This is a genomic window from Streptomyces daliensis (assembly GCF_054782395.1).
The window spans coordinates 101,688-127,233 of sequence record NZ_BAAGSO010000120.1 but is presented as its reverse complement, the minus strand read 5'-3'; the positions used below and the strand labels follow the sequence as shown (position 1 = coordinate 127,233).

The window sequence follows — 25,546 nt, the reverse complement described above, 5'->3', positions numbered from 1 at the left end:
CCCCGCACCCGCAGGAGCCGTCGATGCAGTCCGCCACCTCACTCGGCGCCGCCCACGACCACCACCACCCCGACCTCGCGGAACCCCCCGATCTCTCCGGCCACCCCGGCCTCCCCGAGCCCGCTTCGGCCGCGCCGCGCGGGCTGCCCACCGCCGACGAGGCCGTCGCCCACACCCTGCTCAACTGCCTGCTGCGCGAGGTGTCGGGCCCCGAGCGCCAGACCGCCGTGCGCGGGGGGCGGCTGCTGGTGCGGCTGCCGCGTCGCGGGGTGCTGCTGCGGGTGGGGCTGCGGCGTACGTCGCTGCTCGGCGCGCACCGCTTCACGGGCCCCGTGGCCGAGCGGTGCGACGGCGGCTGGGCCGAGGTGGGCTGGCGTCGGCTCGCGGAGTACGCGCACGACGAACTGTTCCTCCGTACGGGGCTGCGCAACGACGAGTTCGGCGAGCAGATCGCCTCCAGCCACCGGGGCGTCACGGCCGCGCTCGCCACCCGTACCGCCGAAGCCGCCCCGCACACCGCGCAGCGCCCGGACGACGCGTCCGATCCCGTCGCCGCGCGCTATCTGGACTCCGAGCGCTCCCTCCTCCTCGGCCACCGCTTCCACCCCACCCCCAAGGCCCGCTCAGGCGACGCGCGCTCCTGGTCCGCCTACGCGCCCGAGGCGGGGGCGGCCTTCCCGCTGCGCCTGTTCGCGGTACGGGCAGATCTGGCCGCCGAGGAGACGGCCGTACCCGGCGCGGCGGCGCCGCTCGACGGGCTTTGCGGGGACGTACCGGAGGGCTGTGTGCCGGAAGGCTACGTACTGCTGCCCGCGCACCCCTGGCAGTACGAGCTGCTGCGGGAGCACCCCGGCCTGCGCGCGGCGCTGGAGCGCGGCGACGTCCTGGACCTGGGCACCGGCGGGCGGCCCTTCGCGGCCACCGCCTCCGTGCGCACGCTCTACGACGGCGAGACCTTCCTGAAGTTCAGCCTCAACGTGCGGATCACCAACTGTCTGCGCAAGAACTCCCGTTACGAGCTGTCAGGGGCCGTCGCGCTCACCCGGCTGCTGGAGCCCGCGCTGACGGAGCTGGCCGCCCGCTTCCCCGCGGCGGCCGTCCTGCGCGAGCCCGCCTACCGCAGCCTCGCGCTCCCCGCCGACGGCACCACAGGAACCGGACGCGACGAACCCGACCGCGCGCTGCTGGAGGGCTTCGGCGTCATCGTCCGCGAGGGCCTGCGGGAACGGCTCCTGCCCGGCACCACGCCGCTGCTCGCCGCAGCCGTGGCCGACGAGTACCCGACGGGCCCCGCACACGCCTCGCGACTGCTGGCGGGAGCGGGACCGCGCGCCGTGCTGGACTGGTGGAGCGCCTATCTGCGGTTGCTCGTCCCGCCCGTCCTCGCCGCCTACTTCGACCACGGCGTCGTCCTCGAACCCCACCTCCAGAACGTGCTGCTCTGCGTCGACGCGGACGGCGGTCCTGCCCAGGTGCTCTTCCGCGACCTGGAGGGCACCAAGCTGCTCCCCGGGCACCACGCCGAGGCGCTCGCCGCGCTCCCCGCCGAGGTGGCGGAGCCGATGACGTACGAGGCACAGCGCGGCTGGGACCGCGTCGTCTACTGCCTGCTGGTCAACCACATAGCCGAAATGCTCGCCGTGCTCGCCGATCTGCACCCCCGCCAGGAGGCGGCGCTGTGGGGCCGCGTCCGCGCCGTGCTGCGCGACTACGCGCGCCAGTACGGCTGCCCGCCCCAACTGAGCGCGCTGCTCGCCGGCGTACCGCTGCCCGCGAAGGCCAACCTCCTCACGCGCTGGGAGCGCAGGGCCGACCGGGAGGCGGGCTATGTGCGCCTGCCCTCGCCGCTGGCGGGCAAGGCCCTGTCCGGGGCTCCGTCAGGCACGGCCCGCACCGACCCCTGGAGCGACCGATGACCCCGCCCGAGCCCGCGCCCCTCTCCTCCCTCTCCGCCCTCTCCCTCCCCGCCGCGGTCACCGGCCGCCTCCGCTCGCTGGCCCCTGACGAGCTGCCCGCCTACCTCTACGACCTGGCCGCGCTGCGCGCGCACGCGACGGCCGTACGCGCGGCGCTGCCCGAGCGCGTCGAGCTGTACTACGCGGCCAAGGCCAACCCCGAGGCCCGCATCCTCGCCGCCCTGGCCCCCGCGACCGACGGCTTCGAGGTCTCCTCGGGCGGCGAACTGGCCCACGTGCGCGCGGCCGTCCCCGGCGCCCCGCTCGCCTTCGGCGGCCCCGGCAAGACCACGGGCGAGCTGCACGCCGCGCTGGAGGCGGGCGTGGAGCGCTTCCACGTCGAGAGCGAGCACGAGCTGCGCGTGCTGGGGGAGCTGTCCGCGCGGCTGCCGCCGGGCCGCGAGGTGGCGGTGCTGCTGCGCGCCAACCTGCCGATGCCCGCCGACGGTCTTGCGGGCAGCGCGCTCGCGATGGGCGGCGGACCCACCCCGTTCGGTCTCGACCTTGACGGCCTGGCGAGCTGTCTGCGGCTGCTGGCCGAGGGCCGCTGGCCCCGGCTGGCGCCGCGCGGCCTCCACGCCCACCTCGCCAGCGGCCTCGACGCGACGGCGCTGCTCGCGGTCGCCGCGCACACCGTGGCCCGCGCCGAGGAGCTGACGGCCGCGTACGGCGTCGCGCTGCCCGAGGTGAACGTCGGCGGCGGCATGGCCGTCGACTACGGCGACCCCGCGGCCCGCTTCGACTGGTCCGCCTACGGCGCCGGACTCGCCCGCCTCCTCGCTGACCGCCCCGGGCTGGTGCTGCGCGTGGAGCCGGGGCGCGCGCTGAGCGCGTACTGCGGCTACTACGCGACGGAGGTGCTGGACGTGAAGGCCAGCCACGGCGAGGAGTTCGCGGTACTGCGCGGCGGCACCCACCATCTGCGCACCCCGGCGGCCAAGGGCCACGACCAGCCGTGCGCCGTCGTCCCCGTCGACGCGTGGCCGCACCCCTGGCCGCGCGGCGCGCTCGCGGGGGAGCGGGCCGGTCTCGTGGGGCAGTTGTGCACGCCGAAGGACGTGCTGGCCCGCGCGGCGCGGGTGGGGCCGCTGCGGACGGGGGACCGGGTCGTGTTCGGGATGGCGGGCGCGTACGCCTGGAACATCTCGCACCACGGCTTCCTGATGCACCCGGCCCCGGCCTTCCACTTCCTGGACGGGGACGGGGACGGGGACGGAGACCGCGACGGAGACGAGGGCGGGGACGGGGCCTGAAGCGGACCCGCCCCGGCCGCTCACGGCGCCGGGCGCTTGAGGTTGGCGACGAACTTGTAGCGGTCGCCCCGGTACACCGAGCGCACCCACTCCACCGGCTCGCCGTCCGTGTCCAGCGAGTGCCGGGACAGCATCAGCATCGGCAGCCCCACGTCGGTGCCGAGCAGCCCGGCCTCGCGCGGGGTGGCCAGGGAGGTCTCGATCGTCTCCTCTGCCTCCACCAGGTGCACGCCGTAGACCTCGGCCAGCGCGGTGTAGAGGGAGGTGTACTTCACCAGGCTGCGGCGCAGCGCAGGGAAGCGCTTCTGCGACAGGTGGGTGGTCTCTATGGCCATCGGCTCGCCGCTCGCCAGCCGCAGCCGCTCGATGCGCAGCACGCGCCCGCCCGTCGGGATGTCGAGCAGCACGGCGAGCCTGTCGTCGGCGGTGACGTAGCCGATGTCGAGGAGCTGCGAGGTGGGTTCGAGGCCCTGGGCCCGCATGTCCTCGGTGTAGGAGGTGAGTTGCAGCGCCTGGGAGACCTTGGGCTTGGCGACGAAGGTGCCCTTGCCCTGGATGCGCTCAAGGCGGCCCTCCACGACGAGTTCCTGGAGCGCCTGGCGCACGGTCGTGCGCGAGGTGTCGAACTCGCTCGCCAGGGTGCGCTCGGGAGGGACCGGGGTGCCCGGGGGCATGGTTTCGGTCATTTCCAGCAAGTGCCGCTTCAACCGGTAATACTTGGGAACGCGCGCGGTGCGCGTGCCGCCGTTGCCGTTCGCGGGTTCCGCCTCCCCCGTCGCGCCCGTGGCCGCGCCCCCGTCGCTGCTCATGGCACGCCTTCCCGAGTCGTGTCGTGCTGCCGTCACCGGCTTCCTCCGTGTACGTAGGGCCACATCGTGGCACGCGCGCGACCCAGCGGGGCGTCCCAGCTCAGATGTCGTTCCGATAACGGAAGCGACAGCGAGCTTTATACACCGTTGACACCCCTATAGGTCTAGGCCAAGCTGCGGGAACTGGTCTAAACCATTAAAGACCACATCCGGCGCGTAGGGGAGGATGCTGTGAAACGTGGGCTCATAGCCGCTGTGGGAGTCGCGGCTTTGACGGTGGGGGCCGCGGGCTGTGGGTCCGGGGACGAGGGCGGGTCCGGGGCCGACGGCTTCAAGGGCGAGACCCTGACGCTGTGGGCGATGGACGGCTCGACCCCGAAGCAGTGGGAGAAGGACGTCCGCAAGGCGTTCGAGAAGAAGACCGGGGCCAAGCTCAAGCTGGAGGTCCAGCAGTGGAACGGCATCCAGCAGAAGATCACCACCGCGCTCTCCGAGTCGGACCCGCCGGACGTGATCGAGGTCGGCAACACCCAGACCCCCGCGTACGCGAAGACCGGCGGCCTCGCCGACCTCAGTGACCTGAAGAAGTCGGTCGGCGCCGACTGGACCGAGTCGATCAACAAGTCGGCGGTCTACGACGGCAAGCAGTACGCGGCCCCGTGGTTCGCGGTCAACCGCACCGTGGTCTACAACAAGAAGATCTGGGCCGACGCGGGCATCAAGGACACGCCCAAGACCCGCGACGAGTTCTTCGACGCGCTGGAGACCATCGAGAAGAAGACCGACGCCGAGCCCATCTACATGCCGGGCCAGAACTGGTACTTCTTCGACGGCCTGCTCATCGGCAAGGACGCCGACCTGGTCAAGAAGCAGGGCGGCAAGTGGGTCTCCAACCTCGACGACCCCAAGGTCGGCGAGGCCATGGAGGTCTACAAGAAGTACGCCTCCTACTCCGAGGCCCCCAAGGACAAGGACGAGGCCACCCCGCAGCAGGCCGAGGTCTTCGCCAAGGGCAAGACCGGCGCGTTCATCGGGATGGGCTGGGAGGCCGCGACCGCGATCGAGGCCAACCCGGACATCGAGAAGGACGTCGGCTACTTCACCATCCCGGGTGAGACGGCCGACAAGCCCGAGGGCGTCTTCCTCGGCGGCTCCAACCTCGCCGTCGCCGCGGGCAGCGAGAAGCAGGAACTCGCCAAGGAGTTCCTCAAGATCGCGATGTCCGACAAGTTCGAGGGCGCCCTCGCCAAGGAGGGCGGCGTCATCCCGAACAAGCAGTCCCTGGAGTCGAACCTCAAGGGCAACGCGGCCGCCGAGGCGGCAGCGCCCTCCGTGCCCGGCGGCGGCCTGACCCCGCTCATCCCGGAGTGGGCCGCGGTCGAGAACCCGCCGAACCCGATCAAGACCTATATGACCGCCGTGCTCAAGGGGAAGTCCCACGCGGCGGCTGCCAAGGCGGTCGAGGGCGAGTTCAACAAGCGGCTCGCGCAGAAGCAGTAGCGCCACCGCGGCAGCAGTAGCGCAGTAACGCAGTAGCGGAGCAGCGCAGCAGCAGCGCCGCCGCAGGACGGCACGCGGGACGGCACACCGGGCGGCCCCCGCACCCCAGGGTGCGGGGCGCCGCCCGCGGCCGGGCCGTCGGCAACTGGACCGTACGAGCTGGAGAGCAGATGTCAGTGCAGATCGGTGAGGCGCCACCGCCGGTGGACAGCGGGCCTCGACGGGAAGAGCGGGGCGGCGCTCCGCCGGACAAGAGCGGGAAGCGGTCCAGATCCGCCCTGCCCTACCTGCTGCTGCTGCCCGCGCTGGCGGTGACGGCGATCGTCCTGGGCTGGCCGCTGGTGCGCAACGGCATGCTGTCGTTCCAGAACCTCAACATGACGCAGCTCATCCAGCACGTCACCGAGTGGAACGGCTTCGCCAACTACAGCGACACGCTGGGCAGCGAGAACTTCTGGCGGGTCACGGCCCGTTCGATGGTCTTCACCGTCGTCAACGTGGTCCTGATCATGGTCGGCGGCACCCTGACAGGGCTGCTGCTCGCCCGCCTCGGCGCCCGGATGCGGCTGCTGCTCCTCGTCGGGCTCATCCTCGCCTGGGCCATGCCGATCATCGCGGCGACGACGGTGTTCCAGTGGCTGTTCGCGCAGCGCTTCGGCGTCGTCAACTGGGTCCTCGCGCAGCTTGGCTTCACCTCGATGGCCGACTACAACTGGACCGGCACCCAGCTCTCCACGTTCTTCGTGATCTCGGTGCTGATCGTCTGGACGTCCATCCCCTTCGTCGCCGTCAACCTCTACGCGGCGACCACGACCATCCCCCGCGAGCTGTACGAGGCCGCCTCGCTCGACGGGGCCGGGGCCTGGAAGAGCTTCGCCTCCGTGACGCTGCCCTTCCTCAAGCCGTTCCTGCTCGCCACGACGTTCCTCGAAGTCATCTGGATCTTCAAGGCGTTCCCGCACGTCTTCGCGATCAACGAGGGCGGGCCCGACCGGCTCACCGAGACCCTGCCCGTCTACGCCTTCGTCGAGGGCGTCGGCAACCAGCACTACGGGATGGGCGCGGCGATCTCCATCCTCACCATCCTGATCCTGCTGGGCCTCATGTCGTACTACCTGCGCATCGTGCTCAGGCAAGAGGAAGAGGAGGGCGGGCAGTGAGGCGCTCACTCCTCGGCCGGATCTGGCCGAACGCGACCGCGCTGGTGCTCTTCGCGCTCTTCGCGTTCCCCGTCTACTGGATGTTCAACACGGCCTTCAAGCCGAACCGCGACATCATCTCCGAGACCCCCGTCTGGTTCCCGGACAGCCCCACCCTCGAACACTTCACGACCGCGGTGAACGCCGAGCACTTCTGGTCACTGGTGCGCAACTCCGTCACCGTCACCGTCCTCGCCGTCGGCTTCTCGCTGGTCGTCGCGCTGCTCGCGTCCTTCGCCCTCGCGCGGATGCGCTTCAAGGGCCGCAAGGGCATCATCCTCACGTTCATGATCGCCCAGATGGCCCCCTGGGAGGTCATGGTCATCGCGATCTACATGCTCGTGCGCGACGCCGACATGCTGAACAGCCTGATCCCCCTCACGGTCTTCTACACGGTCATGGTGCTGCCGCTGACCATCCTGACGCTCCGCGGCTACGTGGCCGCGGTGCCCAAGGAGCTGGAAGAGTCCGCGATGGTGGACGGCTGCACCCGTACGCAGGCGTTCGTGAAGGTCATCTTCCCGCTGCTGGCGCCCGGCCTCATGGCGACCTCGCTCTTCGGGTTCATCACCGCGTGGAACGAGTTCCCCATGGTGCTCATCCTCAACAAGGACGCGGAGGCCCAGACGCTGCCCCTGTGGCTGTCGAAGTTCCAGACCGCGTTCGGCGACGACTGGGGCGCCACCATGGCCGCCGCCTCCCTCTTCGCCATCCCGATCCTCCTGCTCTTCCTCTACCTCCAGCGCAGGGCCGTCAGCGGCCTCACCGCGGGAGCGGTGAAGGGCTGAGGGGTCCTTCGATGTCTCCGCCGTCCCGTCCGCCGCCGCGCCGCACCCCGGCGGCGGGCGGGCCCCGGCCGTTCCCCCGGCGACGGGCAGGCCAGGCCCAGCCAGCAGACAGGTCCAGCTCCAGCGAAGGGACCACGCGCCCATGACCACCCTCGTCCCCAGGACCGACACCCTCACCAAGGACGCCCTCGCCGTCCTCCAGCCGGGCTTCACCGGCACGCGCGCGCCCGCGTGGCTGCTGCGCAGACTCGAACAGGGGCTCGCCTCCGTCGGCGTCTTCGGCCGCAACGTCGAGACCCCCGGACAGCTCGCCGCGCTCACGGCCGAGCTGCGCGCCGTCCGCCCCGACCTGCTGGTCGCCATCGACGAGGAGGGCGGCGACGTCACCCGCCTCGAAGCCCGCACCGGCTCCTCGTTCCCCGGCAACCTCGCCCTCGGCCGCGTCGACGACCCGGACCTGACCAGGGCCGTAGCGCACGAACTGGGCCGCCGCCTCGCCGCCTGCGGCGTCAACTTCAACTGGGCGCCCTCGGCCGACGTCAACTCCGACCCCGGCAACCCCGTCATCGGGGTGCGCTCCTTCGGCGACGAACCCGGACTGGTCGCCCGGCACACCGTCGCCTACGTCGAAGGGCTCCAGGCGGCGGGCGTCGCCGCCTGCGTCAAGCACTTCCCCGGGCACGGCGACACCGCCGTCGACTCCCACCACGCGCTGCCCCGCGTCGACGCCGACCTCGACACCCTCCGCGCACGCGAACTGGTCCCCTTCCGCGCCGCCGTCAAGGCGGGCACCAAGGGCGTCATGAGCGCCCACATCCTGCTCCCCGCGCTCGACGCGGCCCTGCCCGGCACCCTCAGCCCCGCCGCGCTGGGCGGGCTGCTGCGCGCCCCGGCGAGCGAGGGCGGGCTCGGCTACGAGGGCCTGATCGTCACCGACGGCATCGACATGCGGGCCATCGCGGGCACCTACGGCATGGAGCACGGCACCGTCCTCGCCATCGCCGCCGGAGCCGACGCCATCTGCGTCGGCGGAGGCCCCTCGGACGAGGACACCGTGCTGCGGCTGCGCGACGCGCTGGTGCGGGCCGTGCGCGACGGCGAGCTGCCCGAGGAACGGCTCGCGGACGCGGCGGCGCGCGTGCGCGACCTCGCGCGCTGGACGCGCGAAGCCGCCGCTGGCCCCGACGGCCCCGCCGACGAGGAGGTCGGCCTGCGCGCGGCGCGCCGCGCCCTGACCGTCACCCGGAGCGCGGACCGCACGCCCTACACGCCCCCGTCCCCGGAGCGCCCGCCCTTCGTCGCCGCCTTCACCCCGCTGGCCAACATCGCCGTCGGCGACCTGACGCCCTGGGGCGTGGCCGCCGAACTGGAGCGCCTGCTCCCGGGCACCGGGACGGCCACCTACGGCGCCGTCGAGGCGGCGGAGGACGGCACATCCGCGCTGGTGGCGAACGTGCTGGCCGCCGCGTCCGACCGTAGGATCGTCGCAGTGGTACGCGACGTGCACCGCCACTACTGGATGGCCGACGCGCTGGACACCCTCCTCGCGGCCCGCCCGGACACGGTCGTGGTCGAGATGGGAGTGCCCCAGGCGCAGCCCTCCGGGGCGCTGCACCTCGCCACCCACGGCGCGGCCCGCGTCTGCGGACGCGCCGCCGCTGAGGTCATCGCGGGCCGGACGGCCGGCGGCTGACGGCCACGGGGGCGGCGGGGGCCGCGGGGGCGCGAGCGAGCGGGCCCCGCAAGCCAGCAGCCAGCAGTCAACAGCCAGCAGCCACCAGGAGGCACCCAGCATGTCAGCGCCGACAGCCTCGCCCATGGACGGATCCCCGCAGGTACCGGGCCGGATCATGGCGGGCGAGATGGCCGAGCAGCCCGCCGTCCTGCGCCGCATCCTGGAGGAGGGAGCGCCCAGGATCCGCGAGGTCGCCGAGCACATCGCCGCGCGCAATCCGCGCTTCGTGCTGCTGACCGCGCGCGGCACGTCGGACAACGCGGCGCTGTACGCGAAGTACCTGCTGGAGATCCGGCTCGGCAAGCCCTGCGGCCTCACCTCCATGTCCACCACCACCGCCTACGAGGCCCGGCCCGACCTCACCGACTGCCTGATCATCACCGTCAGCCAGTCGGGCGGCTCGCCCGACCTGGTGGCGTCCACCAAGGCGGCGCGCGAGGCCGGAGCCCTCACCCTCGCGGTGACGAACAACGCGCGCTCCCCGCTCGCCGAGGTCAGCGAGTTCCACATCGACGTCCTCGCGGGCGCGGAGAAGGCCCTCCCGGCGACGAAGACGTACACGGCGGAACTGCTCGCCCTCTACCTCTTCGTCGAGGGCTGGCGCGGCGGCGACGGCGCGGAGAGCGCCAAGGCCCTGCCCGACCTGGCCGAGCGGGTCCTCTCCCGCCAGGACGAGGTCAGGCAACTGGCCGGGCGCTACCGCTTCGCCGAGCGCATGGTCCTCACCTCGCGCGGCTACGGCTATCCGACGGCCAAGGAAGCCGCGCTGAAGCTGATGGAGACCAGCTACATCCCCGCCCTCTCCTACTCCGGCGCCGATCTGCTGCACGGCCCCCTCGCCATGGTGGACAACATCTCGCCGGTGATCGCCGTGGTCACCGAGGGCAAGGGCGGCGAGGCGCTCCAGCCCGTCCTGGACCGGCTGCGCGACCGTGGCGCCGATCTCGTCGTCATCGGCAGCCAGGCCCAGACCGAGCGCGCCTCGGCCGGCTTCGCGCTGCCGACGGACGGGCTGCCCGAGGAGCTTCAGCCGATCCTGGAGATCATCCCGCTCCAGATGCTGGCCTACGAGGTGACCATCGCCCGCGGCCAGGACCCGGACGCGCCGAGGGCACTGGCGAAGGTGACGGAGACCCGCTGACGGAGACCCGCTTGACGGGGAACGCGCGGCGGCCCGGAAAACACTTCGGGCCGCGGCGCGCGGGTGGGACCCTCAACCCGCCCGGCACCGCAGCCCGGAGCTCGGAGACTCCGGCGCAGTCAGGGCAGAGAGCGCCGTGAGCCTCGTTCTGCCCTCCTGTGCGGGGAGAGCAGAAGTTTCATCATGTGCCGAACCCTACGGGTTCTTTACCTGTTCATTGTGGACTAGACCAGTCTGACCTGTCCATGGCTTGAACGGACTTCTTGCCGCGTCCGTCCGCCGACGTTGATTCTTGCGCACGAGCGGCCCGTACGACAGCCATACGCGGCATCGCCCTCGAACGACCGCCGGTAGGCTCGCACACGTGCCCTCCATGAACGACCTCGTACGCCAGCACACCGCGCTCTCCGACACCGATCTGGAGTGGCTGCACCTGCTGATCTCCGAGTGGCAACTGCTCTCGGACCTCTCCTTCGCCGATCTCGTCCTGTGGGTCCCCACCCTCGACGGCACGCGCTACGTCTCCGTCGCGCAGATGCGGCCCAACACCGGACCCACCTCGTACCAGGACGACATGGTCGGCCACCTCGTCCCCCGTGGCCGCCGCCCGCTGCTGGACGCCGCGCTCGACGAGGGCAGGATCGTGCGCGAGGGCGACCCGGAGTGGCGCGAGGAGGTGCCCGTACGCGTCGAGTCGATCCCCGTCCGCAGGGAAGGCCGGGTGCTGGGCGTCATCGCCCGCAACACCAACCTCCTCACCGTGCGTACGCCGAGCCGCCTCGAACTCACCTACCTCCAGAGCGCCTCCGACCTGGCCCAGATGATCGCCGCGGGCTCCTTCCCCTTCCCGGGCCAGCAGCTCGACATCGACCACATCCCGCGTGTCGGCGACGGCCTGATCCGGCTCGACGCCGACGGCATCGTCCAGTACGCGAGCCCCAACGCGCTCTCCGCCTACCACCGGCTCGGGCTCGCCACCGACATCGTCGGCCTCCACCTCGGCCAGGCCACCGCCGACCTCGCGCCCTCCCGGGCCCCCGTCGACGAGGCGCTGGTGAAGCTGGCCAGCGGCTGGGCGCCGCGCGGGGCCGAGGTCGAGGCCAACGACTGCGTCGTCCAGTTGCGCACCATCCCGCTCAAGCCCAAGGGCATCCGCATCGGCTCGCTCATCCTGCTGCGCGACATCACCGAGGTGCGCAGGCGCGAGCGCGAACTGATGACCAAGGACGCCACCATCCGGGAGATCCACCACCGGGTGAAGAACAACCTCCAGACGGTCGCCGCACTGCTGCGCCTCCAGGCCCGCAGGATGGACTCGGACCGCGGTAAGGAGGCGCTCAACGAGGCCGTGCGCAGGGTCGGTTCGATCGCCATCGTCCACGAGACGCTGTCGCAGACCCTCGACGAGCGCGTCGAGTTCGACGAGATCGCGGACCGGGTGCTGGCGATGGTGGCCGAGATCTCCCCCGGCCGCGTCAAGGGCTACCGCACGGGCCGCTTCGGCGTCCTCGGCGCCGAAGTCGCCACCCCGCTCTCGATGGTGCTGACGGAGGTGCTCCAGAACGCGCTGGAGCACGGCTTCGGCCCGGACCAGCAGGGCACGATCGAGGTCGGTGCGGTGCGCGGGGGAGGCGTCGGCCAGGAGGAGGGGCGGCTGCTGGTCACGGTGCAGGACGACGGCAACGGGCTGCCGGACGGGTTCGACGCCAAGAGCGCGGGCAATCTGGGGCTCCAGATCGTACGGACGCTCGTGGAGGGCGAGTTGGGCGGCACGTTCGACATGGTCCCCGCGCCGGAACGCGGCACCCGGGTGATCTTCGACCTGCCGGTCCCGGCGGAGAAGCGCGACAAGCGCGAGAAGGAGAAGTAGCCACCGGTCGAGGTGAAGGGGCGCGCGGGGGCGCCCCGGCGCGCGGGCGCCGTCGCGGAACATACGAAAAGCACCGGGCCCCGTGCCCGTAACGGCGGACGTCTGAGCGTCTTCCGTACGGGGCACGGGGCCCGGTGCTATGCGTTTGCGTTGCGCTTATCGCGCATCGGGTGCACTGCGCGCTGCGGCTCGGGGGTGCAGGCGGTGCAGGGCTTCAGTCTCAGGCGGTCGCGGCGTTGTTCCGCGCCCGGTTGCGAGCGGCGCGGCGCTTCATCGCGCGGCGCTCGTCCTCGCTGAGGCCACCCCAGACACCGGAGTCCTGACCGGACTCCAGGGCCCACTGCAAGCACTGCTCCATGACGGGGCAGCGGCGGCAGACGGCCTTCGCTTCCTCGATCTGCAGCAGCGCAGGACCGGTGTTGCCGATGGGGAAGAACAGCTCGGGGTCTTCCTCGCGGCAAACGGCGTGGTGACGCCAGTCCATGGCTGCTACCTCTCCTCGTGTGGTGCGTACTCTGCTTGTGAATGTGAACGCTTTCACGAATCCCTCCACAAGGGAAGGGGCGCCGCCATGCATGTGATGAGGGTCCCACTGGAATGAGGAGGAGGATTCGGGCTCTCAAGGGGGCCTCCGTGAGGGGCCGTCCCGATCACCATGAAGAGACTCGCAAACCTCGGCGACGGATACAACCCCTTGCGGAAACTTTTTTTTGAATCCACGGTGTCGACTAGCTCACAGCCGTACTTCCAGTGGGTGGAGCCTGGTCTAAACGTTCGAGTGGAAGGACTTTCGGCCCTTCCACTTACACAATCACACGCAGTGCACGCCGTACGCCTGTGAAGCTCACGCTCTTTCGCACTCCCAGGTGGTCACCGTCCATCTGAAAGGGCAGTGGCACCTGGGAATGCAAGGTGAAGTCCGTCTGGTCGTGCAGCGTGATCGCGTGCTTGCCGTGGGGGCCGCGTTCGGGCGAGGACGTCAGGAGCTGGGTCGCGTAACGCGACAGCGCGGCGGGGGTCAGCCGGGAGAGTCCCAGCACGTCGAGGGCGGTGTCGAAGGAGGCGGCTGGCGTCGCGTAGACCGGGCGGTTGCCCAGATACGTCCACGGCGAGGTGTTGCACACTATGGACATCACCAGTTCTTCGACGGGCTCGGCGCCGGGCCGCTCCAGCGTGATCGTGCCCCCTCTGCGGTGCTGCTCCTGGAGGAAGGACCGCACGACCTGCCGGATGTAGAGCGCGTGTGTCGAGCGCTTGCCTCGCTCCCGCTGCTGCTCGACGCGGCCGACCACCCCCGCGTCGAACCCGAACCCCGCGCAGAACGTGAACCAGCGCGGCGGCACCCCCGCGTCGTCCGTGCCGGGCGCTCCGGACGCCACCCCCAGGCCGACGGTGCGCTCGCTGCCCTGCTGAAGGGCGTCCAGCAGGGCGCCCGTCGCCTCGACCGCGTGGTTGGGCAGGCCCAGCGCACGCGCGAAGACGTTCGTGGAGCCGCCGGGGACCACGGCCAGGCGCGGCAGGCGGTCGGGGTCGGGGCCCTCGTGCAGCAGCCCGTTGACGATCTCGTTCACCGTGCCGTCGCCGCCGAGTGCGATCACCAGCTCGATCTCGCCGCTCTCGGCCGCCAGTCTCGCCAGCTCGCGGGCGTGTCCCCGCGACTCCGTGGTGGCGACCTCCAGCTTGAGATCGCTCGCCAGCGCGTGGGTCAGTACGTCGCGGGTGCGGGCACTGGTGGTGGTGGCTGCCGGGTTGACCACGAGAAGTGCGCGCATGGTGTGCAGCGTACATACCGGGTGGTACACCGGCCCAGCCCCGCACGTGGGGGCGGCAGGGGGCGGCGGGCTACCCTTCCTGTGTGAGTGAGAACCCCGCCTCCGACCACGCGCCCGGCACCCGTCCGCGACGGATCACGGCGGCTGCCGTGCTGACCGCGCTGGAGGGGGTGGTGGTCGCCGGGTTCGGCCTGGCCTCGCTGGTGCTGCTCTTCACCGACAAGCCCGACGACATGACGCAGGCCGTCACGATGGCGGTGACCGTGCTGGCGCTGGCGGCGCTGCCGCTGGCCGCGGCGCGGGGGCTGTGGCTGCGGCGCCGCTGGAGCCGCGGGCCTTCCATGATCGTGCAGTTGATGGCGCTGCCCGTCGGCTGGCAGATGGCGCAGAACGGCGGGATCTGGGTCGCCTCGGGAGCGGCCATCGCGGTGACCGGGGTGGCCGTGCTCTGCTGCCTCGTCAACCCGACGGCGACGGAGGCGCTGGGCATCGGCCCGCGCGACGCCTGACCCATGGCCGCCTGGGGCGCCCTGAGCCGCGGCGCTGGCGGGTGTGAGCGGGGGGCGTGGCGTGGGCCGATGAGCCCACGCCGGTGGTCGCCTATTCCTCGACGAGGAGCTTGTCGCGGAGCTGCGCCAGGGTGCGGGCCAGGAGGCGGGAGACGTGCATCTGCGAGATGCCGACCTCCTGGGCGATCTGGGACTGCGTCATGTTGCCGAAGAACCGCAGCAGGAGAATCTTCTTCTCGCGCGGCGGCAGCTCCTCCAGGAGGGGCTTGAGCGATTCGCGGTACTCGACGCCTTCGAGCGCGTCGTCCTCGGCGCCCAGGGTGTCGGCGACGGCCGGGGACTCGTCATCGGTGTCGGGAACATCGAGGGACAGGGTGCTGTACGCGTTCGCGGACTCCAGCCCTTCGAGAACCTCCTCCTCCGAGATCGACAGCCGCTGGGCCAGCTCGTGCACCGTCGGCGCACGGCCGTGCAACTGGGACAGCTCGGCCGTCGCCGACGTCAGGGAGAGGCGCAGTTCCTGGAGGCGGCGCGGGACGCGGACCGCCCAGCCCTTGTCACGGAAGTGGCGCTTGATCTCACCGACGACGGTCGGGGTGGCGTACGTCGAGAACTCCACCCCTCTCTCCGGATCGAAGCGGTCCACGGACTTGATCAGGCCGATGGTGGCGACCTGGGTGAGATCGTCCAGCGGCTCGCCGCGGTTGCGGAAACGGCGGGCCAGGTGCTCCACGAGCGGCAGGTGCATCCGCACCAGGTGGTTGCGCAGTTCGGCCCGCTCCGGAGAGTTCTCCGGGAGCTTGCGCAGTTCGATGAAGAGGCTGCGCGCTCCGGCACGGTCGTGGGGGTCGAACTGCCCGGAGGGGCGGGCCGCTCCGTGCTCGTCCTGCCCCTGCTTCTCGTGCTGCTGCTGGTCCATCGCGTCCGCCCGCTCTGCCTGCTCCGGTCGCTGACTGCTGGGGTCGGCCGGGTGCGGCCGGGCCTGCTGCTCAGGGATGCCCGGGCCGGCCGCTGTCCCGTGGCGGCCCGCCCACAGCTCCCGTGCCTCGTGCTCGGTCACGATGCCCCTGGTCCCGCACCGCGCTTCTTGTGCAGGCTGATGCTGACCGTGCGGTCGTCCGACACCGCCGAGTCCACCTCTCCGGCCAGTGCCGAGAGCACCGTCCAGGCGAAGGTGTCCCGCTCGGGGGCGCGTCCGTCCGTCGTCGGGGCCGAGACGGTGACCCGGAGCGAGTCGCCGACGAGCTTGAAGACGCAGCTCAGGACGGAGCCGGGGACTGCCTGCTGGAGCAGGATCGCGCATGCCTCGTCCACGGCGATCCGAAGATCCTCGATCTCGTCAAGGGTGAAGTCCAAGCGGGCCGCGAGTCCGGCCGTGGCCGTACGCAGCACCGACAGATAGGCGCCCGCGGCGGGCAGCCGGACCTCGACGAAGTCCTGCCCGTCCTGCCCCACGGACTCACCTGCGATCTGGGACACCCTCACCTCCAAGGTGGCACAAGCCGGTTAGGCTCGTTCGCTGTTACGAGTGCGCTGGTCCGGGCCTTCCGAGGCGTGTCATCACCGCAGAAAGCTGACGGGCCGGCGCGATAGATGGTTCGGCTGCGACGCTATCGCGATCCGCGACGCGATGTCGCCCGTACGGATCTAGGTCGCACCATCTCGCAAGCGTCACCCATAGTAAACATATGGGCACTGTCTGTGGCTAGGGGTTGGGCGCCCGAAATCCGGGACGATTACTCTCCGTTGACACCGGCGAGCCTCTGAAGCGGCTCCCCTGACATCCGGAAGACCGTCCACTCGTCCATCGGTTCCGCGCCCAGCGACTTGTAGAAACCGATGGAGGGGTCGTTCCAGTCCAATACCCACCACTCGAAGCGTTCATAGCCCCGCTCGACACAGATTTCGGCAAGGGCTGAAAGCAGCTCCTTCCCATGGCCCGAGTTGCGCGCCGAAGGGCGCACGTACAAGTCTTCCAGATACACACCGTGAGTACCGGTCCAGGTCGAGAAATTCCGGAACCACAGAGCGAAACCAACAACATCACTCTCCGTGACCGATTTCGGGGCCGCTTCCGTGGCCGGGCCCGTGTCGCCGGCCGGGGTCTCGGCGATCAGGGCGAAGACGGCGGGGTGCGGCCCGAAGAGCGCCTCGCGCAACTGTTCCTCGGTCGCCTTGGCATGCTCCAGCGCGCGCTCGTACTCCGCGAGTTCGCGGATCATCGCGTGGATCTCGGGGACGTCGGCTGGAGTGGCGGCTCGGATCATGCGGTGCAGGCTAACCGGTGGGTCTGACAGTGGGCCCGGCGGCAGGGGGCGGACGGGAGCGGGGTGGCGTGGGGCGGCGCGAGGGGGGCGTCAGCCCGTGACGACCGCCGTGACCGTGGTCCCCGGCGCGAAGGCGCCCTCCTCGGCGAGCGCGGCGAGCCCGTACAGCAGCTTGGCCACGTACACGCGGTCGAGCTGCGGCAGCGCGTGCCGCGCGGAGAAGGCGGCGGCGAAGGCATCCAGTTCCCCGGTCGTACGGGCGTAGCCGCCGCAGTGGAAGCGGTCGTCCAGGGACCAGTCGCCCCGCCTCCCGCCGTAGGCCGCCCGCTGGAGGCGCGCCACCTCACCGTCGAGGAAGCCGCCCTTGAGCACCGGTATCCCCAGCGCCCGCTGCCCGGGGGCCAGCCCCGCGGCGAGCCCGGCGAGGGTGCCGCCCGTGCCGCAGGCGACGGCGGCGACGTCCGTGCGGCCCCGCAGCTCCCGGCCGAGCGCTGCGCAGCCCTCGACGGCGAGCGCGTTGCTGCCGCCCTCGGGCACCAGGTACACGTCGCCGAAGTGCGCGCGCAGCTCGGCGTGGAAGGCGGGCTCTGTCCTGCGGCGGTAGTCGGCGCGGGAGACGAAGTGCAGCCGCATGCCGTCGGCGGCGCAGCGCTCCAGCGAGGGGTTCAGGGGGCGCGCGGCCAGTTCGTCGCCGCGGACGACGCCGATGGTGGCGAGGCCCAGGAGGCGGCCTGCGGCGGCGGTGGCGCGCAGGTGGTTGGAGTAGGCGCCGCCGAAGGTCAGGAGGGTGCCGTGGCCCTGCTCGGCCGCGGCCCGCAGATTGGGCGCCAGCTTCCGGTACTTGTTGCCGGGGGAGTGCGCGATCACTGGTCTAACACCACCCGGCTTGTTGCCATCAGGGTAACCGGGCACTGGTGTAACCGCAGCTACACACGAGAAGAGCCCCCGTCACTGGGAGGAGACGGGGGCTCGGAGGGGGTGACGGGCCAGAGGCTAGCTACGTCGAGTAGGGGTTGGCGACCACACAGAGGTAGACCACGCCTACGAGGCAGCACGGCAGCCCGATCATGATCAGCACTCCCGCGTAAGCAAGAACGCGGTCTTTCAGGACATGAAAGCGCGCCATGGTCGTTTCACCACCTCTGTATAGGAAGTGTGGGACGGATTCCTTCTCGCGTGCTCGATAATCCAGAGAGTGCCGTCATTGGCGTCATGGGTCCGTGGCGAGGCAACTCCGCAAACGTCGCACTCTTGTGCGTAGCTGTTGAGCTTCGCGTCCGGTTCTTGGTCCGGGGTGACTGTCCAGTTCACGCGGAAGATCTCAGCGCGCGTCACGTGCGTCGCCCCCATGCGCTCGATACGTTTCGCTCATGAACGCGAACGCTTAGCTGTTCGGTCGAGTTGGCCTCTCGCACGTTGGATACGAAGGCTTCCCATTCCAGGCCCGAGGGCCGTACGAGGGTCATAGAGACCCCGTCGTTGCGTGTGACCGTGCCTACCTTGCACCGGGACAAGTCCACGACGATCGAGCCCGGTTCGAAGCTCACCGCCTACACCTCCAAACGATCGTGCGTGGAGCTATCGGCCTCATCACAGTCCTTGTCTTCACCATGCTTTGAGACTCCGCCCATGGTGGAAGGGGCGACAGATGCCCGCTGTAAGCCACCCTGTAGGCCCCGTGTAGGCCATAGTGGGGGGTATGAATGTCGGGGAACGCATCCGGGAGCGCCGTCAGCAACTCGGTTGGTCCCAGGAGCGACTAGCCATCGAAGCGTGCCGCGCCGCTGGTGTGAGCACGGACTCCCTAGGACGGCAAGAGATCTACCGATACGAGAAAGGCACACGAACGCCCCGTGACTGGCTTGGTCCCATCGCACAGGCTCTCGGCATGTCCGCTCAGACCCTCGGCGGGGACCAGCCAGCCGACAACGGTTCATTGTCGGGTATTTGGCGGAGTGAATACACCTACACGAGCACAGGGAAGGGGGAAGTCGCGCGGTATCACTTCATGGTCATTCGTGAGGTAGGTAATCGCCTTCACGTCGAGAGCTTGCCCGGATCTAATGATTCCTCGGTCTTTCTAGATCTGACTCGGGACGGACAGGCTCTCACTGGCACGTGGACGGAACGCACCTCAGTGGCGGGATACTACAAAGGCGCGGTATATCACGGTGCTTTGCAGCTCCTGGTCGAACTCACCGGCCGAAGTGCTACGGGAATGTGGGTCGGGTTCGACAAGGAATTCGTCGTGAACAGCGGACCATGGTCGTTGTACTTCGAGACTGCCGACACCAGCCGTCGGGCCCTCTCGCGCTTCAACCGGTCACCCACGCCGTAGAGCCCTGCCCAGGCGCCGTCAGCAGGACCGAAGCCGCCCCCCTGCCCCAGCGTCCCCGGAGCGTGCGAGAGCGGCGCCAGCGAGCCCAGCGAGGAGCGAGGAGCAGGGGGCGGGGGTGAGTGGTTCAGAATTTCCTTACTACATCAAGGGCACGCCTGCGGCGTGCCGGGCGGCCCTGCCGCCCTCGTGCGAGCTGCGGCCTCCGGCCGGTCTCGCCCGAGCGGCAGCCGCCCCACGCGACGGCTGCCTTGAGCCGTAGGAGCCCAGACCGCTTCCCCGCCCTGGCTCACGCTCTGCTGTACCTCTGAGTGCCTTCTCCCCGCCCGTGTTCGTAGGGCGGGGACGGACGGTCCTCCGAGGCTTTAGGCAGCTCCCATGGGGTGAGCCTCGAAGAGCGGGGGGCCGGATCGGGCTATTGCGGGCAGGCGAGGAGCCAGCCCGATTCGCGGAAGCGTATGGCCCCCCGCTCTCTCACCCCATGGCAGCTACAGCCCAAAGCCTCTCCGAACCGTCCTATTGCCCGAGGCGCACCCCGTCGCTACGCCGCTCGGGCCCAGTGAGGCATGTACTCATCCGGCCAGCTCACGCCCATGGCGCGGCTCGGATCGAGTTCGTGCGCCTGCGGCTTCTCGCCCACCCAGTGGAAGCAGCATCGGTGCATCAGCTCCCAGAGGGAGCGCGGCCCCGTGTTGGGCGGAGGGAGCAGCGTTACGGAGTGCATGACGACGCCCAGCAGCATGCGCTTTTCCTCCAATTCGGCGTCCCTCCAAGCAGATTCCATCTCTTCCAGGTCACTGAACCTCAAGAACGCACTGTTTGCCGAGACCTTTTCTCGCTCCGCGCTCAGGGTCTCAATTTGGGCAGAGATCGCGCTCCGCATTCCTTCGTAGCGGTGTTCCCCTTCGGCCCCCTTGAAGCGCCCTAGTACGTAGTACGCATCGTCGAGCGACTTCAGGCGCGCTTGCGCTTCATCCAAGGAAGCTGACAATTCCATCAGGCGTGTATCTGACTCCGGGTCCTTGTAGGACAGCCACCGGGAAGCAAGCTCCTTATAGAGAGCGTGCTCCGGTGTGAAGCTCGACACTTGCTTGACGAATGCCCGCTCCATGACCCGTTCTATGTCGAGTACGAGGACTGCCATTCCTTGACATGCCGAACGACCCAAGTGAACGCGCCGATAACAGCGGTACTGCTTGCCTCCCTTGGTCATCGGACCCGCGCACCGACCACACTTGAACCGGCCCGCCATGAGCGACCGTGCGACAGGCTTTCCCCGACGCTGCCCCGTGGTCGGCCCGAAAGATATCCGTGAACGCAGATTGGCCAGGATCCGAGCGCGTTCGCCTGGTGTGACGACCCCCTTGCCAGCGCGTACAGGTGAGCCGTCAGGGCCCGTCAGGGGTTCGTCCAGGGCCCGCCAGCGCTCCCGCCCCGCCTTGTCGGTGTAGCGCTCGTGTTTGGGCATGAGTCCAGCCCACGCCGGGGAATGCGCAAGAATGGTGATGGTGGAAGAGCGCCACTGGTAGCCTCGCCGCGTTTTCCTACCCTTTTCGTTCAGGGCGCTCGCGATCTCCATTGCTGTTTTTCCCTCTAGTAGAGCGTCGGCGATCTCGCGTGAAAGCCGATACTCCTTGGGGTGATGCTCGGTGTGCCTAGTCTTTTTGTTCTCTCGGAGTCCGAACGGCGGTTGACCTCCCGGCCATTCACCCGCGAGCTTCCTCTCTTCCTTGGTGCTGCGCACGCGTACAGACGTGTTGAAGGACTCCGAGCGCGCCTGTTCGGCAAGCCACGCGAAGAGTCCGCGATGCTGGGGAATGCTGCTGTCCAAGCCGTCCATGTGCGCAACGAGGCGGGCGCCCTTTGCGTCGAACTGGTCAAGGACTTGGCCGACTTGCCCCATTCCCTTACGGCTGAGTCGGTCGAGTTTCCAGACGAAGAGGTGCTTAACCTCTCCGTTCACTACCGCGAGAATTGCCTTATCGAACTCTTCTCGAACCACGCCCGATTTGAAGGCGGAAAGCTCTTCCTTCCAAACCTTACGGACTGTCAGGTTCTCGCGTACTACTCGCTCCCGGAGGTCTCGCTCGTGTGCCCGCAACGTGGTCTTGTCATCCTGCAAGGTGCTCCGTCGGAGGAACAGATCACAGAGCTTCGCAGGATCCGTCACGATCCCCATACACCCACCCTCATACAGGGTGCTAGGAGCTGTCCAGCGGTTAAACCAGCAGGTCAACCCGGCTAACACCAGTCGGTTGGTAGCCGGGAAGCGCCTTGTGGATCAGATCGTCCCGCTTCAGCAGCAGCCTGACGCCCCGGCGTGCGAAGTCCTCGTCGCGCACGGGGACGAGCGGCGAGGGCAGGCAGGGGACGAGCGCGTCGGGCGGCAGGGGCGGGAGAGGCGGCAGGGGCACCCCGCCATTCTCGCGCGGTGCGCGCCGTCGCGTAGGCGGGGGCGGGGGGGCGGGAGTGGGCAACCGCTCCGTCAGGGGGCACACCCGGACGGGGCCGGGGGGAACGGTTGCCCACACCCCCGTTCTTCACGCGGCGCTGGCCGGGGCGGCGGGCCGCTACTTGAGGCGGGCCGCGATGCGGGCGCGCATGTCGTCCATCGTGAATCCGCGCGGGTCGGACTTCTGGTTCGTCCACTCCAGGTGCCCGATGACCGAGCGCTCGTTCCACCCGTGGTGGCGGCAGAGCGCGGCTGCGGCCTTCTCGATGGCCTCCAGTTGCGCGTCCGGCCACGGGTCCTTGCCGTCACCGAGGTTCTCGCACTCGAAGCCGTAGAACGAGCGGTTCCCGTCGGTGTTCATCTCGTTCGGCTTCGGCGGGTTCTTCTCCGCGATCACGGCCCGCAGCACGTCGTCGTCGCCGAGTCCCGCGTGGTTGGCGCGGCCGTGGCCCGTCAGATGGACCGTGCCGTCCTTGGTGATGCAGCCGTGGGCGAGCGGGCCGGGGAGCGAGGCGTGACCGTCGTAGATCAGGTCCACCGTCTCCTTGGCGCCCTGGGTGACGGTGTGGTGGATCACGATGCCGTGCACCGGGCCCCAGGGGCCCTTGTGGTTGCGGTTGTGGTTGCGCCAGTCGCGGACCTCCTCGACCTTCACGCCTTCCTTCTTGAGTGCTTCGACGAAGCTGTTCGCGGTGATGGGAGTCGCCATGTAAGCCCCCGTTTTCTCGTGGATGCCGTACGGATTGCCGTGTGTTCGTTGGGTGATGCCCTGCTTACGGTGTGCTTACTCCGGGACCTCCGGTGCGCTTGTTCCGGGACGGGTCACCGTAGGGCACCCTCCCCGGCGAGCACCCCCGCACGGGCGAGGAGCGCCTGTACACAGCGCTCGCGCGCGTACGGCCGCAGCAACTGCGGCATCCGCGCACGGGCGCGTGCCGCGCGCCCGGAGCGGACGAGGGCGCAGTCCTCCAGGAAGACCTGCCACGCCGCGCACGCCTCCTCCAGACGGCCGCAGGACAGCAGCAGTTCGGCCAGCTCGGCGTGGCTGACGGCGCGCGAGCGGCGCTCGCCCGCAGGGCGGGAGCGCAGCGAGGAGCGCAGTTCGCCGATGGCGCCCTCGCGGTCGCCGAGCTCCGCGCGCACCTGGCTGGACTGGTAGAGCAGCGCCGCGTCCTGGTACGTGCCGACGGGCTCGCCGTTCGGGCTCTCGGGGCCCGTGGTGAGGTCCACAGGGGCCCGCGCCAGGGCGTGTTCGGCGCGCCGCAGCGCGTCCAGCGCCTTGTCCCGCTCGCCCTCCGCCGCGCGGGCCACCGCGAGTCCCGCGTACAGGAACGCGCGGGCCGAGGGCTCCGCGTCGGCCGGTGCCGCCTCGCAGGCGGCCTCGGCCAGCGCGAGGCTGTGGTGGCTGTGGCCGAGCTGGTGCGCCTGGGAGCTGAGGGCGCGGCGCACCACAGCGACGCCCTCCGGATCGTCGCCCTCCCGCGCGAGTTCGGCCGCGGTGAGGAAGGCGCGCTGGGCCAGGCCGTGGCGCTGCTCGTCGGCGTACACGCGGGCGAGCAGATAGCTCAGCCGTGCCGTCGCCGCCAGCAGTTGGGGGTGGTGCGGTCCGTCCCCGCCGGTGCGCAGGCGGCGCACCAGCCCGGAGAGGCAGGCGGCCAGCGGGGTGCGGATGTGCCCGCCCCCGTGCCGGTCGGCCTGCTGGGCGAAGAAGCGCGCGTGCTCGCGCACGGAGGCGACCTCGTCCGGGCTGGTGCGCCGGGCCGGCCGCCCGCCGGGCCCGCGGTGCGGGCCGGGGAAGGCGGCGCGGCGCTGCCGGTGTTCGGGGTGGACGCGCGTAGCGGGCGCGCGGCCCGCAGGGCCGGGGGTGAGCAGCGTGAGCCGGTACGGGGCCGGGGGCGGGGTGTCAGCGCGGGGCGGGCCCACGACAGGGGCCGTCAGCGCCGCGAGCCGGTCGGCGGGATGCGCCGGTGCCGGTTCGGAAGTCGCCGCGGCCCGCTGTCGCGCCCCCGTGCCGGCGCGCGCCCCCGCGCGCGCCGGCCGCCGCCCCGGGCCGCCGCTGCGGCCGTCCCCCATGCCGAGGTCGGTCACGGGGACGGGGCGGCCGAGTCTCCGGGAGAGCGCTTCGGCGATGAGGCGCTGCACCCGTGGATCGGGGCGGCTGCCGCGCAGCCAGTGCGCCACCGACGTACGGTCGTAGCGCAGTCGCAGTCCCGCTTCGCTGCCCAGCGTGGCGATGGCGTGCGCGAATGCGGCCTGGGTCCACTCAGTCTCTTCCAGCAGCGCCCGCAGCGCGCTGTTCGGGGTCCGGCTGCGCCGGTCAGCGGACTGCATGGCTGTTGCCGAGTCGGAGTCGGATCGGGTCGTTCACGACGTTGAGCCTCCTCTGGGCGCCGTATGCGCCCTTGCGTACGGATTGCTTCCAGCCAAGCGCATCCGCACCGCCTGCGGGAGCATGTGCCTTACGCATGCGTAGGTGGGTCTTTCACACCCCGTGTGAACGGATGTCCGTTACTCTGCGAAACAAGAGATGGACGACCGGAGGGCGGGATGGAGCCCAACAGTCAACTTGACGCACTGCTTGACCAGTCCGGAGTTTCCCGGGCTGGTCTGGCCGCGAGAATCAACCGCCTCGGGAAAGAGGCGGGCGTCACGCTGCGTTACGATCACACGGCCGTGGCCCGCTGGCTCAAGGGGCAGCGCCCACGGGGCCAGGTGCCGGAGCTGATATGCGAGATACTCGGCCGCCAGTTGGAGCGCACTCTCACGCTGGCCGACATCGGCATGGCGGCGCCGCCCCCGGCGCTGGTGCAGGACGTCGGCGACGACGCGAGCCTCGGCCGGTTCGTCGAACGCTCCGCGGTGTTATGGCGCTCGGACCAACTGCACGCGGACTCGGTGGGCCCCTCGCTGCTGACGGGCGCCGCCGCCGTCGCGCCCGTGTGGGAGTGGGAGAACCCGCCAGAGGACCTGGACGTGTCGCACGCCGGGGACCTACAGGTCGGTGAGTCCGACGTGGCCGTGCTGCACGCGGCCCGCAGCCACTACGAGCACCTGTACCGCAACGCGGGCGGCGTCGCCACGCGCCCGCGCGTCGTGGGCTTCCTGACGGCGGAGGTGGCGCCGCTGCTGCGCGGCACGTACGGGGACGAGACGGGCCGCCAGCTCTTCCGCGCCGCCGGGTCGCTGGCCGCGGTCAGCGGCATCTGCGCCTACGACGCCGACGCGCAGGGCCTCGCCCAGCGCTACTTCCACCAGGCGCTGCGCCTCGGAAAGGCGTCGGGGGACCGGCTGTTCGGCGGCTATGTCGTGGCGCTGCTCGTCAACCAGGCGCTGTTCCTGGGGGACAACCGGCGCGCCATCGCCTGCGCGGAGGCGGTGCTGCGCACGGCCGGGCCGCACGCGAGCCCGGCGCTGGCCACGGACCTGTACGCGATGCAGGCGAAGGCGTACGCGCGGCTGGACGACCGCAGGAGCGCGCACGGCTGCATGCGCTGGGCCGAGGCGTACTCCGAGCGCATACGCCCCGAGGAGGAGCCGGTGGAGACCGGCTACGTCCAACCCGGACTTGTGGAGGTGAGGCTGGCCGAAGCGTTGCTGGTACTCGGCGAGATCGGTGCCGCCGAGAAGTATGCGAAGGAGGCGGCCAGGGCACCTGCCCACGTGCGCGGACGGGTGAACCGGCTGGCCACACTCACCGATGTCGAGCTGCACAGCGGTGCGGCGGAGCGAGCCGCCGCGACGGCGGCCGAAATGGTCGGTTACGCGCAGGGCATCGAGTCGCAGCGGTTGCGCGGACGGATGCGGAAGGTGCGGGACCACTTGGCCCAGCACCCCGGGACGTCGGCGGCCCAGGCAGCGGAACTGATCGAAGAAGCGCTGCGCGTGCCTCTCTGACCGAGGGCACACCGCGTGCGGCGGGGGCGTGCCCCCGCTCATGGCGAGGACACTCCGCAGGCCGCGG

The 25,546-nt window shown here is 70.5% G+C and carries 23 protein-coding genes and 1 pseudogene; 11 read left to right on the top strand and 13 right to left on the bottom strand.

All coding sequences use genetic code 11. From position 1 onward, the window contains the following. The first annotated feature begins 23 nt into the window (after positions 1-23). Positions 24-1,916 (top strand): IucA/IucC family protein, encoded by a 1,893-nt coding sequence (locus tag ACYVOO_RS35035; protein ID WP_461019756.1) that lies wholly within the window; start codon positions 24-26, stop codon positions 1,914-1,916. Then, positions 1,913-3,208 carry a type III PLP-dependent enzyme gene (locus ACYVOO_RS35030; RefSeq protein ID WP_461019755.1) on the top strand — a complete coding sequence of 432 codons (1,296 nt, stop codon included), beginning with the start codon at positions 1,913-1,915 and terminating at the stop codon, positions 3,206-3,208. The genes ACYVOO_RS35035 and ACYVOO_RS35030 overlap by 4 nt, the downstream gene beginning before the upstream one ends. A gap of 20 nt (positions 3,209-3,228) precedes the next feature. Here the strand turns inward: ACYVOO_RS35030 and ACYVOO_RS35025 are convergent, their stop codons facing one another. Then, positions 3,229-4,017, bottom strand: a complete 789-nt coding sequence (locus ACYVOO_RS35025) for a GntR family transcriptional regulator (RefSeq protein WP_461019754.1) — start codon at positions 4,015-4,017, stop codon at positions 3,229-3,231. Positions 4,018-4,248: 231 nt separating this feature from the next. On the opposite strand from ACYVOO_RS35025, the gene ACYVOO_RS35020 reads away from it, so the two are divergent. The 6 genes from ACYVOO_RS35020 to ACYVOO_RS34995 all read left to right on the top strand — a co-directional run bounded on the left by ACYVOO_RS35020 (position 4,249) and on the right by ACYVOO_RS34995 (position 12,250). Further along, complete coding sequence (locus tag ACYVOO_RS35020) at positions 4,249-5,517, top strand: extracellular solute-binding protein (RefSeq protein WP_461019753.1); 1,269 nt, start codon at positions 4,249-4,251, stop codon at positions 5,515-5,517. Positions 5,518-5,687: 170 nt separating this feature from the next. Then, the gene (locus tag ACYVOO_RS35015; RefSeq protein WP_461019752.1) at positions 5,688-6,677 is read left to right on the top strand and encodes a carbohydrate ABC transporter permease; all 990 of its coding nucleotides are present in this window, start codon (positions 5,688-5,690) and stop codon (positions 6,675-6,677) included. After that, on the top strand, positions 6,674-7,504 hold the full coding sequence (locus ACYVOO_RS35010) for a carbohydrate ABC transporter permease (protein WP_461019751.1): 831 nt from the start codon (positions 6,674-6,676) through the stop codon (positions 7,502-7,504). Before ACYVOO_RS35015 ends, ACYVOO_RS35010 begins: the two co-directional genes overlap by 4 nt. A 142-nt stretch (positions 7,505-7,646) precedes the next feature. Further along, positions 7,647-9,197 (top strand): glycoside hydrolase family 3 protein, encoded by a 1,551-nt coding sequence (locus ACYVOO_RS35005; RefSeq protein ID WP_461019750.1) that lies wholly within the window; start codon positions 7,647-7,649, stop codon positions 9,195-9,197. Between the two features lie 100 nt (positions 9,198-9,297). Continuing rightward, a complete protein-coding gene (locus ACYVOO_RS35000; protein WP_461019749.1) occupies positions 9,298-10,380 on the top strand; it encodes an SIS domain-containing protein in 1,083 nt (360 codons plus the stop codon). A 373-nt stretch (positions 10,381-10,753) separates the two neighbouring features. Next, entirely contained in the window at positions 10,754-12,250 is a 1,497-nt protein-coding gene (locus ACYVOO_RS34995; RefSeq protein WP_461019767.1) for a histidine kinase N-terminal domain-containing protein, read from the top strand. 220 nt (positions 12,251-12,470) lie between these two features. Here the strand turns inward: ACYVOO_RS34995 and ACYVOO_RS34990 are convergent, their stop codons facing one another. Further along, positions 12,471-12,734: a WhiB family transcriptional regulator gene (locus ACYVOO_RS34990; protein WP_016469673.1), complete on the bottom strand. Its 264-nt coding sequence runs from the start codon at positions 12,732-12,734 to the stop codon at positions 12,471-12,473. 319 nt (positions 12,735-13,053) lie between these two features. Beyond that, positions 13,054-14,022, bottom strand: coding sequence for a diacylglycerol/lipid kinase family protein (locus ACYVOO_RS34985; protein WP_461019748.1), 969 nt, complete (start codon positions 14,020-14,022; stop codon positions 13,054-13,056). Between the two features lie 83 nt (positions 14,023-14,105). Between ACYVOO_RS34985 and ACYVOO_RS34980 the strand changes: the two genes are divergently transcribed. Next, positions 14,106-14,531, top strand: a complete 426-nt coding sequence (locus ACYVOO_RS34980; RefSeq protein ID WP_461019747.1) for a hypothetical protein — start codon at positions 14,106-14,108, stop codon at positions 14,529-14,531. 91 nt (positions 14,532-14,622) lie between these two features. Here ACYVOO_RS34980 and ACYVOO_RS34975 read toward each other — a convergent pair whose 3' ends face one another. The 6 genes from ACYVOO_RS34975 to ACYVOO_RS34950 form a co-directional block, all read right to left on the bottom strand. Further along, a complete protein-coding gene (locus ACYVOO_RS34975; protein WP_453345408.1) occupies positions 14,623-15,591 on the bottom strand; it encodes an RNA polymerase sigma factor SigF in 969 nt (322 codons plus the stop codon). Continuing rightward, positions 15,588-16,010, bottom strand: coding sequence for an ATP-binding protein (locus tag ACYVOO_RS34970; RefSeq protein WP_453345409.1), 423 nt, complete (start codon positions 16,008-16,010; stop codon positions 15,588-15,590). Before ACYVOO_RS34970 ends, ACYVOO_RS34975 begins: the two co-directional genes overlap by 4 nt. 257 nt (positions 16,011-16,267) lie before the next feature. Beyond that, positions 16,268-16,798, bottom strand: a complete 531-nt coding sequence (locus tag ACYVOO_RS34965) for a GNAT family N-acetyltransferase (protein ID WP_461019746.1) — start codon at positions 16,796-16,798, stop codon at positions 16,268-16,270. 90 nt (positions 16,799-16,888) lie between these two features. Then, on the bottom strand, positions 16,889-17,665 hold the full coding sequence (locus ACYVOO_RS34960) for a 1-aminocyclopropane-1-carboxylate deaminase/D-cysteine desulfhydrase (RefSeq protein ID WP_461019745.1): 777 nt from the start codon (positions 17,663-17,665) through the stop codon (positions 16,889-16,891). A gap of 130 nt (positions 17,666-17,795) precedes the next feature. Continuing rightward, the gene (locus tag ACYVOO_RS34955) at positions 17,796-17,924 is read right to left on the bottom strand and encodes a hypothetical protein (RefSeq protein ID WP_461019770.1); all 129 of its coding nucleotides are present in this window, start codon (positions 17,922-17,924) and stop codon (positions 17,796-17,798) included. Continuing rightward, positions 17,903-18,148: a DUF7848 domain-containing protein gene (locus ACYVOO_RS34950; RefSeq protein ID WP_461019744.1), complete on the bottom strand. Its 246-nt coding sequence runs from the start codon at positions 18,146-18,148 to the stop codon at positions 17,903-17,905. Before ACYVOO_RS34950 ends, ACYVOO_RS34955 begins: the two co-directional genes overlap by 22 nt. Positions 18,149-18,497: 349 nt before the next feature. Between ACYVOO_RS34950 and ACYVOO_RS34945 the strand changes: the two genes are divergently transcribed. Next, on the top strand, positions 18,498-19,136 hold the full coding sequence (locus ACYVOO_RS34945) for a helix-turn-helix domain-containing protein (protein WP_461019743.1): 639 nt from the start codon (positions 18,498-18,500) through the stop codon (positions 19,134-19,136). Positions 19,137-19,674: 538 nt separating this feature from the next. Here ACYVOO_RS34945 and ACYVOO_RS34940 read toward each other — a convergent pair. The 4 genes and pseudogenes from ACYVOO_RS34940 to ACYVOO_RS34925 all read right to left on the bottom strand — a co-directional run bounded on the left by ACYVOO_RS34940 (position 19,675) and on the right by ACYVOO_RS34925 (position 23,916). Then, entirely contained in the window at positions 19,675-21,312 is a 1,638-nt protein-coding gene (locus tag ACYVOO_RS34940) for a recombinase family protein (RefSeq protein WP_461019742.1), read from the bottom strand. Positions 21,313-21,394: 82 nt separating this feature from the next. Then, positions 21,395-21,547 (bottom strand): annotated as a pseudogene (locus ACYVOO_RS34935) (1-aminocyclopropane-1-carboxylate deaminase); the annotation flags it as partial. A gap of 156 nt (positions 21,548-21,703) precedes the next feature. After that, on the bottom strand, positions 21,704-22,294 hold the full coding sequence (locus tag ACYVOO_RS34930; RefSeq protein ID WP_461019741.1) for an N-acetylmuramoyl-L-alanine amidase: 591 nt from the start codon (positions 22,292-22,294) through the stop codon (positions 21,704-21,706). A 113-nt stretch (positions 22,295-22,407) separates the two neighbouring features. Next, the gene (locus ACYVOO_RS34925) at positions 22,408-23,916 is read right to left on the bottom strand and encodes a hypothetical protein (protein ID WP_461019740.1); all 1,509 of its coding nucleotides are present in this window, start codon (positions 23,914-23,916) and stop codon (positions 22,408-22,410) included. A 216-nt stretch (positions 23,917-24,132) separates the two neighbouring features. Between ACYVOO_RS34925 and ACYVOO_RS34920 the strand changes: the two genes are divergently transcribed. After that, complete coding sequence (locus ACYVOO_RS34920; RefSeq protein ID WP_461019739.1) at positions 24,133-25,479, top strand: transcriptional regulator; 1,347 nt, start codon at positions 24,133-24,135, stop codon at positions 25,477-25,479. Positions 25,480-25,546: the final 67 nt, after the last annotated feature.